Annotated in this window: 12 protein-coding genes and 1 tRNA gene; 8 read left to right on the top strand and 5 right to left on the bottom strand. The window is 63.9% G+C overall.

The annotated features are described in order from the left end of the window. Positions 1-4: 4 nt before the first annotated feature. Together CSC73_RS11150 and CSC73_RS11145 are read right to left on the bottom strand one after the other, a co-directional pair. Entirely contained in the window at positions 5-457 is a 453-nt protein-coding gene (locus CSC73_RS11150) for a GNAT family N-acetyltransferase (RefSeq protein WP_163840504.1), read from the bottom strand. After that, complete coding sequence (locus tag CSC73_RS11145) at positions 457-1122, bottom strand: response regulator (RefSeq protein ID WP_163840521.1); 666 nt, start codon at positions 1120-1122, stop codon at positions 457-459. The genes CSC73_RS11150 and CSC73_RS11145 overlap by 1 nt, the downstream gene beginning before the upstream one ends. Before the next feature lie 147 nt (positions 1123-1269). Between CSC73_RS11145 and CSC73_RS11140 the strand changes: the two genes are divergently transcribed. The 7 genes from CSC73_RS11140 (at position 1270) to CSC73_RS11110 (ending at position 7752) form a co-directional block, all read left to right on the top strand. Further along, on the top strand, positions 1270-3105 hold the full coding sequence (locus CSC73_RS11140; protein WP_246197494.1) for a D-(-)-3-hydroxybutyrate oligomer hydrolase: 1836 nt from the start codon (positions 1270-1272) through the stop codon (positions 3103-3105). Positions 3106-3329: 224 nt separating this feature from the next. Further along, positions 3330-3944 carry a CDP-diacylglycerol--serine O-phosphatidyltransferase gene (pssA, locus tag CSC73_RS11135; protein WP_163840503.1) on the top strand — a complete coding sequence of 205 codons (615 nt, stop codon included), beginning with the start codon at positions 3330-3332 and terminating at the stop codon, positions 3942-3944. A gap of 225 nt (positions 3945-4169) precedes the next feature. Further along, the gene (phaE, locus tag CSC73_RS11130) at positions 4170-5558 is read left to right on the top strand and encodes a class III poly(R)-hydroxyalkanoic acid synthase subunit PhaE (protein ID WP_163840502.1); all 1389 of its coding nucleotides are present in this window, start codon (positions 4170-4172) and stop codon (positions 5556-5558) included. Next, complete coding sequence (locus tag CSC73_RS11125; RefSeq protein ID WP_163840501.1) at positions 5555-6625, top strand: class III poly(R)-hydroxyalkanoic acid synthase subunit PhaC; 1071 nt, start codon at positions 5555-5557, stop codon at positions 6623-6625. The genes phaE and CSC73_RS11125 overlap by 4 nt, the downstream gene beginning before the upstream one ends. A 70-nt stretch (positions 6626-6695) precedes the next feature. After that, positions 6696-7076 carry a YfeK family protein gene (locus CSC73_RS11120; protein WP_425502308.1) on the top strand — a complete coding sequence of 127 codons (381 nt, stop codon included), beginning with the start codon at positions 6696-6698 and terminating at the stop codon, positions 7074-7076. Between the two features lie 31 nt (positions 7077-7107). Beyond that, entirely contained in the window at positions 7108-7311 is a 204-nt protein-coding gene (locus CSC73_RS11115; protein ID WP_163840499.1) for a PspC domain-containing protein, read from the top strand. Positions 7312-7317: 6 nt separating this feature from the next. Further along, the gene (locus tag CSC73_RS11110) at positions 7318-7752 is read left to right on the top strand and encodes a hypothetical protein (protein ID WP_211840870.1); all 435 of its coding nucleotides are present in this window, start codon (positions 7318-7320) and stop codon (positions 7750-7752) included. Positions 7753-7999: 247 nt separating this feature from the next. On the opposite strand, the gene CSC73_RS11105 is transcribed toward CSC73_RS11110, so the two are convergent. Both CSC73_RS11105 and CSC73_RS11100 read right to left on the bottom strand, forming a co-directional pair. Beyond that, positions 8000-8683, bottom strand: a complete 684-nt coding sequence (locus CSC73_RS11105; RefSeq protein ID WP_163840498.1) for a TetR/AcrR family transcriptional regulator — start codon at positions 8681-8683, stop codon at positions 8000-8002. 869 nt (positions 8684-9552) lie between these two features. Beyond that, positions 9553-9638, bottom strand: a tRNA-Leu gene (locus CSC73_RS11100). A gap of 290 nt (positions 9639-9928) precedes the next feature. Here CSC73_RS11100 and CSC73_RS11095 point away from each other — a divergent pair. Next, complete coding sequence (locus tag CSC73_RS11095; protein ID WP_163840497.1) at positions 9929-11377, top strand: MFS transporter; 1449 nt, start codon at positions 9929-9931, stop codon at positions 11375-11377. Between the two features lie 134 nt (positions 11378-11511). Here the strand turns inward: CSC73_RS11095 and CSC73_RS11090 are convergent, their stop codons facing one another. Continuing rightward, positions 11512-12099: a cysteine dioxygenase family protein gene (locus CSC73_RS11090; RefSeq protein ID WP_163840496.1), complete on the bottom strand. Its 588-nt coding sequence runs from the start codon at positions 12097-12099 to the stop codon at positions 11512-11514. Between the last annotated feature and the right edge of the window lie 63 nt (positions 12100-12162).

Raw genomic sequence — 12162 nt, 5'->3', positions numbered from 1 at the left:
TTATCTATTCCAGCAACTTGAAATAAACGTGCTGGCTTTTCCTGCGCGTGAAGCCGATGCCTTCATAGAACGGGTGCGATTCCAGGCGCACGGTATTGGAGCGCACCATCACCGCATCCAGACCGTGTTGCCTCACCCAGTCCTCGGCCGCCGACACCAGCCTTCTGCCGGTACCCGAACGCCGTGCGTGGGCATCCACCACCAGGCCGACTATTTCCGCCTTGCGTCCGGTTTCCAGGCTGGTGCGCAGTTCGACGCCGATCCAGCCCAACAGCTTGGTGCCGTCTTCGACGACGAACACCTGGCGGTCTCCCGCGGAAAGCACCACCCCCAGCCGTGCGGTCATGTCTTCCACCGAAGCCGGGTAGCCCAATTCCACGCAAAGGCGGGTGACTTCCGCCGCATCCGCCATGCAGGCGGGGCGCAGGGTGGGTCGGGAATTGGAGGCGGACACCATCAGCCTTCCATCTGCCGCGCCGGATCGCTGAGCTCCAGCTCCCGCAGCACTACGCCGGCCTGGGTGCGGTTGCGTACGCCCATGCGGTCGAAGATCGCGGTCAGGTGCGCCTTCACCGTGCGTTCCTGCACGTCCAGGCGGTCGGCGATCTGTTTGTTCAACAGGCCTTCGGCCACCAGGGTCAGTACGCGGAACTGCTGCGGCGAAAGACTGGCCAGGCGCGCGGCCAGTTCGGTGTCGTGTTGCGAGGATTGCGAACGCGCGACGGTCGCGCGCAGCGAGGACGGCAACCATTGCTCGCAGGCCAGCACGCTGCGGATCGCATCGCGCAGTTCGTCCAGTCCCGAGCTTTTCGGCAGATAGCCGGCGGCGCCATGGTCCAGCGCGCGCCGGACCACGCGCGGATCGTCGTTGGCGGAGACCACCACTACCGCCACTTCCGGGTATTGCGCGCGGATCGCCGCCAACCCGGCCAGCCCGTGGTTGCCGGGCATATGCAGGTCGAGCAGCACCAGGTCGATGTCGGGATTGGCCTCCAGCGCAACCAGCACCCCGTCCAGCGTCTCGGCCTCCAGTACCGAGAGCTGCGCCACCGCATCGGCGGCGGCGCCGCGCAGCGCCGCGCGGAACAGCGGGTGGTCGTCGGCGATCAGCAGCTTGGGCATGTGGGCGGGATGTTCCGGGGCGACGCGCACGGCGCGGGTGGGGTGGTCAGACCCTACCAGCATAGAGGTACCCGAAGCGTGGTACCAAAGTACGATGACGCCGGTGGCAGGGCGGGGTAGCTTGGGCGCATGAACCGGAATCCGTCTTTGCGCGCAGCTGCTGCGCTGCTGGCCTGCCTGATCGGCGCGTCTTGCAGCACCACCCATGCCCGTGGCGCCAAGGAGGCGTCGGCGATGATCCAACCTCAGCGGGAAACCGCGCATCGCGACAACGACGATCTGCTGACCGCCGGGCTGGGAATAGCCGGGTTGCGCGCGATGACGCCGCCGGCGTTCGCAGACGCCGCCCACCCGACCGCCGAAGAGCTGCGCCGCCGCGCCATCTGGAACAACTGGCGCGGCATCGCCGACCTTTCGCCGACCGGCGGCTATGGCGAGGTCTACGGCAGCGTGGCCAGCGTGCCGGGGCGCGAATTCTCCGCTTTCGCCACCGTGCCTGGCGCACGCCAGCCGCACCGCGTGCTGACGCAGGTGCCCGATGCCTTCGACCTGGACAAGCGCTGCGTGGTGGTGACCGCTTCGTCCGGCTCGCGCGGCATTTACGGGGCCATTGCCGTGGCCGGTGCGTGGGCATTGCCGAAGGGTTGTGCGGTTGCCTACACCGACAAGGGCGCCGGCACCGACTACTACGACCTGGAAACGCGCACCGGTGTGCGTCTGGATGGAACGCGCGGCGGCGATGGCGATGCCTTGGCGTTTCAGCCGGAGGTTCCGGTCGGGGCCTCCGGGGTGGCCTTCAAGCATGCGCATTCCGGCGACAATCCGGAAGCCGATTGGGGCCGGCACGTGAAGCAGGCCGCCGAATTCGCGCTCGCATCGCTGGACCGCGCCTTCCCGCAGGCAGGCCCTTTCACCTTCGGCAACACGCGCGTCATCGCGGTCGGTATTTCCAATGGCGGCGGCGCAGTGCTGCGTGCGGCCGAACTGGCAGGCGACGGCGCCGATGAGAACTGGCTGGATGCGGTGGTCGCCGGCGAACCGAACGTGTACATGCCCGGTTCCGGCAGCCGCACGTTGTACGACTACACCACCGAAGCAGCCCTGCTGATGCCCTGCGCGCTGTTGCGGCTGCCCGCCGATTCGCTGCCGCAGCCGCCGTTGCGCGCGCAGGCCGAACCGCTGTGGACCGCACGTTGCACCGCATTGAAAAGCGCCGGACTGATCGACGGCGCCGATACGCAGGCGCAGGCCAAAAACGCTTACGAAAAACTGCGTGGCCATGGCTGGACCGATGAGGCGTTGACCGCCGGCGCGTTGAGCGTCGGCTTTGACCTGTGGCGCGCAGTGGCCGTGACTTATGCCTCGGCCTATGCACGCACCGGCATCGGCGGACATCCCTGCGGGTATTCGTTCGCCGCGCAGAATGCCGATTTCTCGGCACGCGCCTCCACCGAAGCCGAACGCAACGCCTGGTTCGCCGACGGCAGCGGCATTCCTCCCGGGGCCGGCGTGGGCATCGTCGACGGCAAACTGGCGGCGCCGGATTTCACTCTGCCCGGATTGCAGTGCCTGCGCGGACTGCTGGATGCCGGCGCAGGCACTGCCTTGGCCAAGGGCGTGGCGCAAACGCAGGCTACGGTACCGCGCAAAGGCGTGCCGGTGGTCGTGGTGCATGGCCTGGACGACGGGCTGGTGCCGCCCGCTTTCAGTAGCGCGCCTTATGTGGCCGCATCCAAGGCCGCCGGGCGCGAGGTCAGCTACTGGCAGGTCAGGCATGCGCAGCATTTCGACGGTTTCCTCGCCTTGCCTGCCTACGGAGCGCGATATGTGCCGGTGCTCCCGTACGTGTACGCCGCGCTGGACCAGGTGTCCGCGCAGCTGGATGGCAAGGGCGGGCGCCCCTCGGATGCGGTGATTGAAGCGAAGCCGCGTGGTGCTGGCGCGGTGGAAGCGGGGCAATTCGCGATTCCAGCGCAGCCCTGATCGCCACAGAACGTGGGAGCGGCGTCCCGCCGCGAGCTTTTGAATTTGCGCCAGTGGAGCGCCATTTCAATCTGTCATACGAATTGTTCGGAGGTTTCCTGGCGGCTTAACAGCTCGCGGCGGGACGCCGCTCCCGCGATGCCGCTCTCAGGTCTTTGCTGCCGCCTTGCGGTCTTAACACCGGTTTTGGCAGTCTTGTCGTCATCGACGGACGAAGGAACGAGATGCCCCGCCATTTTTCCATGCTGCGCGACTTCCACCTGGCCGACTGGTTCACCCTGGCCAATGCCTTCTGCGGCACCGGTGCGGTGTTCGCATCGATGCGCTACCTGCACGAAGGCCAGGTGCGCGACCTGCTGGCCGGCATGGCGCTGATCCCGCTGGCCTTCATATTCGATGCGCTGGACGGACGCATCGCGCGCTGGCGCAAGTCCTCGTCCACGCTGGGCCGCGAACTGGACTCGCTGGCCGATGTGATTTCCTTCGGCGTCGCCCCGGCGGCGCTGGCCTACGCCTGCGGGTTGCAGGGCGGTTGGGACTGGCTGGTGCTGAGCTACTTCGTGTGCTGCGGGGTCAGCCGTCTGGCGCGCTACAACGTCACCGCCGAACAGCTGTCCGGGGAAGACGACAAGGTGAAGTACTTCGAGGGCACGCCCATTCCGACCAGCCTGCTGCTGGTGATCCTGCTTGCCGCTGCCGCGACCAGCGGCAACCTGGGGGATTCGGTGTGGTTCGGTTCGGTTCGGCTTGGCCCGTGGCTGTTGCATCCGCTGGTGCTGGTGTTCGCGCTATCCGGGTCGCTGATGATCAGCAAGACGCTACGCATTCCCAAGCCTTGAACCAAGCCGGGAATACTCGCGATTCAGGCAGAAAAGTTTGGGGTCGAACCCCTCTCCCGTTTACGGGAGAGGGTGCCGAAGGCGGGTGAGGGAAGGTCGGAGCCGGTCTGGGTCAGCGCATGGATTCATGCCGAGTGAGTTCGTTTTGAGGACGGCAACGTTCAGAAATAACCGGTAGGAAACCGCCGATTGCTATGATCGGAAAGTAGCCTGGGAGGGTTGGAAATGTTCGGCAACGGTTTCAATGGCGGGCCCGGCAACGCGGGCGATTTCGAAGCGATGGCGCGGCAGTACTGGAGCGCCTGGGGCCAGGCGATGCGGCAGGGCGGCCTGGGCGCTGCGGCTCCTGCACAGCCGGCCAGCCAATGGCAGCAGGCGGTGGACTGGTGGACGCAACTGATGCCCGGCGGGCCCAGCCAGGCCAACGATGCGGTCGCGCGCTTCAACCAGCAGGCCAGCCAGTGGTTCGGGCAGATGCAGCAGGTGGCGGCGCAATTCGCCGGCCAGGACAACAGCGCTTCCGAAATCGGCCAAGCCTGGCGCCGCGCGATGGGCGCCAACGCGGACAATCCTTTCCCGGACATGCTTTTCCCAAACCTGTTCAAGGCCATGCGCGGGCAGGGCGCCCATGGGCTGGACGAGTGGCTGGACCAGGTCAAACCCTATCTCGAGGGGTTCCGGCAGCAGGCCCAGCACTGGCAGCATTTGCCCGCTTTCGGACAGTACCGCGAGCACCAGGAGCGCTGGCAGGCGCTGCAGCTGGCGCAGCAGGACTACCAACACCAGACCGAAGCATTCAATGCGCTGATGATGAAGTGCGCGCAGCGCGCCTTCGACGTGTTCGAGGACAAGCTCACCGCCCACGAAGAGCCGGGCCGCCAGCTCACCAGCGCGCGCGCGCTGTTCGACCTGTGGATCGATTCGGCCGAGCAGGCGTATGCCGAAATCGCCTTGTCGGCCGAATTCCGCGAAGTCTATGGCGCGCTGACCAATGCGCAGATGCGCCTGCGCGCGGCCATCCAGCTTGAAGTGGAGCACTTGACCGGCCTGTTCGGCATGCCGACCCGGACCGAGATCGATTCGGCGCACCGCAAGATCGCCGATCTGGAACGCGCCTTGCGCCGCGCCGGCGCGGCTGGCGCGCGCCCTGCCGCCGAGCGCAGGGCAGCGCCGGCGCCCCGGGTGCCCGCACCCGAGCCCGTCGCCGCTTCCGCCAAAGCCAAGTCGCGCCGCAAGCTGCCCAAGAAGGTCGCGCGCCAGCCGCAACCGGTGCGCAAGCCGGCGAGCAAACGGACCGCGCCGCGCAAAACGGCCGCGCGCAAGCTGGCGGCAAAGCCCGCCACCGTCGAGCAGCAGGTACCCGGAAAGAAGATTCCCAAAAAAGCCGCCGCGAAGAAGGCGGTCGCTCCCAGCCGCAAGGCTGCCGCGACCAGGCACGCGCCCGCCAAACAGCCAGTTTCGACCAAGACGGCCGTCAAAGCCGCTTCGGCTCCCTCCGGGAACGGCCGGGTGGTATCGATGAAGGATTGGGTGGCGCGCTATGCCGCCGCCAACACTCCTGACGGCCCCGCGCTCGGCAAGCAGAAGAATGCCGGCAAAAAGGTACGTAAATGAACGGACCGTTGAACCTGACGCCCGATGCGCTGGCGCTGGAAGCCATGATCCTGCAGCAGAAGCTTGCCGCGGGATTGCGTACCCTGCCGGAAGTCGACGATGTCCAGTACGGGGCGACCCAAAAACAGGAAGTATGGCGCGACGGCAAGGTGGTGCTGTACCGCTTCGTCGGCGAGCAGGCGCCTACCGCCAGGGTGCCGTTGCTGATCGCCTACGCGCTGGTCAACCGCCCCTACATGGTCGACCTGCAGTCCGACCGTTCGCTTGTGAAGGGGCTGCTGGCGCGCGGAGAGGACGTCTACATCATCGACTGGGGCTACCCGGACCGCTCCGACCGCTTCCTGATGCTGGACGACTACATCAACCGTTTCATCGACGGTGCGGTCGACCATCTGCGCCGTAGCTTCGGGCTGGACGCAGTCAACCTGCTCGGCATCTGCCAGGGCGGGGCGTTTTCGCTGTGCTACGCCTCGCTGCACCCGGAGAAGGTCAAGAACCTGATCACCATGGTCACGCCGGTGGATTTCCATACGCCGGACAACATGCTGTCCAACTGGACGCAGAACATGGACGTGGACCTGTTCGTCGACACGCTAGGCAACGTGCCTGCGGACCTGATGAACTCCAGCTACCTGATGTTGAAGCCGTTCCGCCTGCACCTGCAGAAATACGTGGGCCTCATCGACATCCTGGACGACAAGCACGCGGTCGAGGATTTTCTGCGCATGGAAAAATGGATCTTCGATTCGCCCGATCTGGCGGGCGAGGCCTTCCGCCAGTTCATCAAGCAGTTCTACCAGGGCAACGGCTTCGTCAACGGTGGCATCGAAATCGACGGCGAGCCGGTGGACCTGGGCTATGTGGACATGCCCATCCTCAATATTTTCGCCGAGCAGGATCATCTGGTGCCGCCCGATGCGTCGCGTGCGCTGCAGAAGCTTGCGGGCACGAACGACTACACCGAGTTGAGTTTCAAAGGTGGCCATATAGGTATCTATGTTTCCAGCCGCGCCCAACGCGAAGTCCCTGCCGCCATCCACGAATGGCTGGCCAAGCGCGCACGCTGAGGGGACACTTGTAGGAGCGACGTAAGTCGCGACTTACGTCGCTCCTACGGTTCTCACACGGACGAAAATGATGTTTCAGAAAGCACTATTGTTCTGCGCGCTCTTACTGGCCTCCACTTTGACCTTGGCCGCACCATCGCCGGCCGCAAAAAAGGAAATCGGACAGCTGATGGATGCGCTGTCGCATTCCGGTTGCCAGTTCCAGCGCAACGGCAGCTGGTACGGCGCGGCCGAGGCGCGCGCTCACCTGCAGCGCAAATACGATTACCTGCTGAAGAAGGACAGAGTCGATACGGCCGAACAGTTCATCCAGCGCGCCGCCAGCGAAAGCAGCGTGAGCGGGCGCGCCTACCGGGTGAAATGCCAGGGCAGGGAGCAGGATGCTTCGGCCTGGTTCGGCGGCCAGCTGCAGAAACTGCGCCGCGCGGCCGCACCCGCGCCGACGCGTTAGACTTTTGCAATACCGACTCCGGGAGATCGCAATGGCTGACCAGGCAAAACCTTTCGCCCGCTCGCTCAACGACCGCATGCTGGCCGGAGTGATGGGCGGCATCGCACACCGTTTCGGTTGGAACTCCACCTTGCTGCGTGCGCTGTTCGTGATCGTGTCGATCGCTTCGGCCGCGTTTCCCGGCATCCTGGTGTACCTGATCCTGTGGTTGCTGATGCCGCAGGAAGCGGACTGAAGCCTGGTGCGGAAGGTCGCTTCGGCCGCGTTGCGCGTACTCGGGATACTGTGGACGCTGCCCAACACCCTGATCGGACTGATCGGCGGAGGCGTGGGCCTGCTTTTCGGCGCCAGCGTTCAATTCAGCCGCCGGGATTCCGCGCTGGTCTTCCACCGTTGGCCATGGGGGCCGGGCGGAGCGATCACCTTCGGCAATACCATCCTGCATACCGGCGACACGCTGGATTCCGAATGCCTGACCTACGAGCATCGCGCCGGCCGCTGCGACCACCCGCGTATCAAGATCGGCGACCATGAACGTGCGCATGTCTACCAGTACATGGTTATGGGGCCTTTGTTCCTGCCTGTTTACTTGGCGTGCGGTGGCGTCAGCGTGCGCAATCCCTTCGAGCGTGCCGCCGATCGCTATGCCATGACCGGACGCGGTTGGTGGCCTTGAATGCGCCGAAGAATGTACCGACGAACGGCGGTTGTTCTTGACGCGCTGGTAACGTCGGCGGGAATACAGTCGCAACCGTTGGAGAAAGGCGAAAATCGACAAGATCAAGCCGAACTCCGACTAGAAGGCTCAGCCGATCCGGGATAAAACCCGGAAAGACTGGGCCTTCGTCGTATGGGTGTTGCGGGTGCGCTGCAGGTGATCCGGATTCGGGTCGCGCGAGTGGCGCCGTGGCGCAAAGGACCGGTCAGCGAGGCAGGGCGCCATGCAGGAACAGATCGACCGCCGCCTGCGCGTAGGCCCGCAGTTCCTGGGGATCCGGCTGCTTCAGGTTGCCGCTGGAAACGCGGATCACCAGGTCGCCGAACAGCATCATGAAGAACTGGCTGGAGGCCATGGTGGGCGATGCCAGTTGCAGGCGTCCGGCGGCGACTTCCTGCTCGAAGTATTCACTCAGGCTGCTCCGTACCGCGGCCACGGCGTGATCGAAGAACCAGTCGCGCATGTCCGGGAAGGACTGGCCTTCGCCGATGACGATACGGTGTATCACTACCGATTCGGCGGTGGCCATGCCCTCGGCGATACGTTCGGCCGCCTGACGCAAAGCTTGCTCGGGGGGTAGGCCGGACAGGTTCAGATCCTCCAAGCGTGCGCTCAAATCCTCCAGCCTGCGCTGGATGATGGCGTGCGCCAGCCCTTCCTTGTCGCCGAACACTCGGTACAGGGTGGCTAGCGAACCGCCCGCCCGAGCGACTATTTCGCTGAGGCGCGCATGCTGGTAACCGTTTTCAGTGAACACCTCGGTGGCTGCGTCCAGGAATCGCTCCACGCGCAATTCGCCGCGCTTGCAGAGATCCACGGGTAAGCGGGTACGGAACGAGCCGATGCTGTCGGCTTTGCCTTGGTTGGAGCTGTCGGAGGATGCGTTCAATGGCTATGCGTTTTCGTCGTGGCTGGTTGCCGCGAGCTCAATCTAGCAAAGATAAAGGAGGGTGGCGCATACGTGCCATCACTTACAGAATGAACGGAATTGGCGTTTTTCTGGATAGCGCTAACGCCATCCGGCACTGAAAACGTTTTCTGTTGTCGGTGAGGCAGGCCTGAAAAGAAGGAGCGGATACTGTGATTCGACAGCGCTCGTTTCCCTGTTTTGAAAGCGCGAATTACAGTCGATTCTCTTTTTCGCGCGAGGCTGGTCTTTGATGCTGTTCGCTCATGCGAGACGACGTAGAAGATGAATTTTTCGAAGCCATGAGGCGCAGGCGAGAGCCGAATTTATTTTCGCATGCCGCTATGCGGTTGCCGCCTCGCCTTCAACAGTGCGGACGTAATTGTTCAGGGCTGAAAATTTCATCGTCATTGCAGAAAACTCTGTCCGAGTCGCTTGCCGACTAAGTGACTCTGGCGTCGTTTTTTTTCGACGCTTTTTTTGAATGAGTCGGTCCCCTCGTCGTTGTCATCCCGAGCGCAGCGAGGGAGCTGTTTCTACCATCAGCAAAGCGGATCCCTCGCTGCACTCGGGATGGCAGGTCTTCAGCAAAGGGCTAGACAGGCGATGCGGGGAAACCCCCATTCCAGGAATGCCTGCAGAAGTGGGCCGGTCAAAGAGACATCTATACGCCAGGTCAGAAGCCCGAAAAACAAAGGGGCCAGCATCGCCCGCTATCGCGAATAACGCCCCTTCGACATCGGGGATCTCTGAATAGGCTGAGAGGGAAACAGGCTCCGCCCCTACGTGTTGCAAAAAAATCCGGCCGGGCTCTTCAAACAAAAGGCCCAGCCTCGCGGCTAAGCCTTTTTTGGTGCCGAAGGTGGGACTCGAACCCACACGCTTTTAAGGGCGGCGGATTTTGAGTCCGCTGCGTCTACCATTCCGCCACTTCGGCGCGGCCGCGAAGTATAGCGGAGTGCGCGGCGATTGCCCAATGGCGGCGGCGTTGTCGGGTGGGAAGGGCGGGTCCGGATAGGCCGGGATGCTGCACCGCGGGATGCATTCCAGGGAGTATTGGGTATCTTGACAGCGCTGTCAGCCAGCGCCTTGCATGGCGGCCGGCAACGGAACTCCAACATCGCCTAGTATTGCGCGTCGGGCCACGGCCGGGTGCGCTGCATTGCGCTGGGTTTCTCACGCCGTCTCCGACCGACATTACAAACCTTCCGGGAAGACAACAACAATATGGCCACACAACAGACCCGCTGGTCGCAGTTCGGCGTACTCATCACGGTATTTTTCTTCTGGGGATTCGTTGCAGCCAGCAACGACATCCTGATCCCGGTATTCAAGACAGCATTCCATCTCAGTCATGCCCAAAGCCAGTACGTTTCCTTCGCTTTCTATGTTGCCTATACCGTCGGTTCTCTGATCTATTTCTTCGTGTCCAAGCTCATCGGTATGGATGTGCTGAACCGCATCGGCTACAAGAACGGCATTGCGCTTGGACTGGTGATCTCCGCCATCGGCACTTTGCTCTTCTACCCTGCCGCCAATCTGGGTTCGTTCAACCTGATGTTGTCTGGCCTGTTCATCGTGGGATTGGGTTTCTCGCTGCAGCAGATCGCGGCCAATCCGTTGGCGATCGTCATGGGCGACCCGCACACCGGTTCGCAGCGGCTGACCATGGCCGGTGGCGTCAACAACTTCGGCACCACCATCGGGCCGCTGCTGGTCAGTGTGGCGATCTTCGGCAGCGTCGCCGCCGGCGGTACCGAAGCCAGCATCGAAAGCGTGAAGACGCCTTACCTGGTGCTGGGTATCGCGTTCATCCTGGTCGCCGTGTTCCTGAAGTTCTCCTCGGTGCCGGACCGCATCGACCTGGACCAGGTCACCGAGTCCGAAGCCCAGGACAACAGCAAGCTGCTGCATAAATCCTCGGCATTCGGCTACCCGCAGCTGGTGCTGGGCATGCTGGCGATCTTCGTGTACGTGGGCGTGGAGGTTTCCACCGTGGCCAACCTGCCGGCCTACCTGCAGGAAAGCCTGGGCATCTCCACTTCCTCGGTGGCGCCTTATGTGTCGCTGTACTGGGCCAGCCTGATGATCGGCCGCTGGACCGGCGCCGCCGGAGCCTTCAATGTCGGCGCTGGCGCCAAGCGCCTGCTGACCCTGATCCTGCCGTTCCTGGCCTTCGGCGTGTTCCTGGCGGTCAATGCGATAGCCAGGCACGAAGTGTCGCAGTTCCTGGGCTATGTATTCGTCATCGCCTTGATGATCCTGGCCACGCTGGCCAGCCGTGGAAGCCCGGCGCGCATGCTGCTGTATTTCGCGGTCTGCGGCATCGCCGCGTTGCTGATCGGCATGTTCACCACCGGCAAGACCAGCGCGGTGGCCTTCATCAGCGTCGGCCTGTTCTGCAGCACCATGTGGCCCTGCATCTTCGCGCTGTCGATCACCGGACTGGGCAAGCACACCAACCAGGGCAGCAGCCTGCTGATCATGATGATCATGGGCGGCGGCGTCATCAGCGTGCTCCAGGGCCTGGCAGCGGACAAGATCGGCATGCAGATGAGCTATATCGTCGGCGTGGTCTGCTTCGCCTACCTGGCTTTCTATGCGCTGCGCACGGTGGGCATCCTGCGCTCGCAGGGCATCGACCTGGACAAGATAAGCGCGGATGGAGGGCACTGAGACTTGCGGGTTTGCCGGATCGGCGAGCCCGTAGCCTGTTTGGATAGATTGGATTGGCGCCGAGCGGCAAAAGCGTAATTGCTGGGATGACGACGATCTATTTCAGCGAGAGCCGCTGCAATGCAGCCCGGCGATCAGCTCGGCACGATCTGGTCGGTGCCCAGCAGGCGCTCGCCACGGCTCTGCCATTCGGCGTCGTCGCCGGTCGGCGTGAACACCCCGCAGCGGACCATGGTGCGCTGGTAGACATGCAGCGACACGGCGATGGCCTTGTCGCTGGGGTTGCGGATGGTGTGGTACTCGTGCGGCGGAATCAGGCTGCCGGCCGAGCCGGTGCCGGCCTCGATGGTGCCGGCTGCGACGAAGCGGTAGCGGTCGTCGTCGCGCTCGGCCAGTTCGTACTGGGTGATTTCCAGCCGGCCCTTCCAGACGCCTTCCACGCACCACATGCCGGAATGGTCGTGGATCTTGGTGCCCTGGCCGGGCCCCCAGGTCATCGCCACCACGCTGTAGCCGTGTTCGGGGCTGGTGTAGAGCTCGCGGCGCGCGTAGTGGTCGGCGATGGGCTCCAGCACGCATTCGGGTAGGGCCACGTCCTGGTCGCAGATCATTTCGCACAGGGTCTTGCGCAGGGCGTCGGTGATGGCGCGGTCGTCGCCCAGAACGACGGCCGCGTCCAGCGAGGCGATCAGTTTGTCGTGGCCGGGGAAGTCGAGGGTCATGGCGCGGATCCGGCGGAAGGTGTGCGGCCATTTTAGCCGTTACAGTCCGCCGGAGGCCGCTCC

It is taken from the genome of Pseudoxanthomonas sacheonensis, from assembly GCF_010093305.1.
Lineage (GTDB): Bacteria > Pseudomonadota > Gammaproteobacteria > Xanthomonadales > Xanthomonadaceae > Pseudoxanthomonas_A > Pseudoxanthomonas_A sacheonensis.
The sequence above is the reverse complement of the archived record's forward strand: the minus strand, read 5'-3'. Positions and strand labels throughout refer to the sequence as shown.

Coding starts and splice junctions, on each gene's coding strand:
- CSC73_RS11150 (WP_163840504.1), bottom strand. CDS start 457: ATGGTGTCCGCCTCCAATTCCCGACCCACCCTGCGCCCCGCCTGCATG.
- CSC73_RS11145 (WP_163840521.1), bottom strand. CDS start 1,122: ATGCCCAAGCTGCTGATCGCCGACGACCACCCGCTGTTCCGCGCGGCG.
- pssA (WP_163840503.1), top strand. CDS start 3,330: ATGCCCCGCCATTTTTCCATGCTGCGCGACTTCCACCTGGCCGACTGG.
- phaE (WP_163840502.1), top strand. CDS start 4,170: ATGTTCGGCAACGGTTTCAATGGCGGGCCCGGCAACGCGGGCGATTTC.
- CSC73_RS11125 (WP_163840501.1), top strand. CDS start 5,555: ATGAACGGACCGTTGAACCTGACGCCCGATGCGCTGGCGCTGGAAGCC.
- CSC73_RS11120 (WP_425502308.1), top strand. CDS start 6,696: ATGTTTCAGAAAGCACTATTGTTCTGCGCGCTCTTACTGGCCTCCACT.
- CSC73_RS11115 (WP_163840499.1), top strand. CDS start 7,108: ATGGCTGACCAGGCAAAACCTTTCGCCCGCTCGCTCAACGACCGCATG.
- CSC73_RS11095 (WP_163840497.1), top strand. CDS start 9,929: ATGGCCACACAACAGACCCGCTGGTCGCAGTTCGGCGTACTCATCACG.
- CSC73_RS11090 (WP_163840496.1), bottom strand. CDS start 12,099: ATGACCCTCGACTTCCCCGGCCACGACAAACTGATCGCCTCGCTGGAC.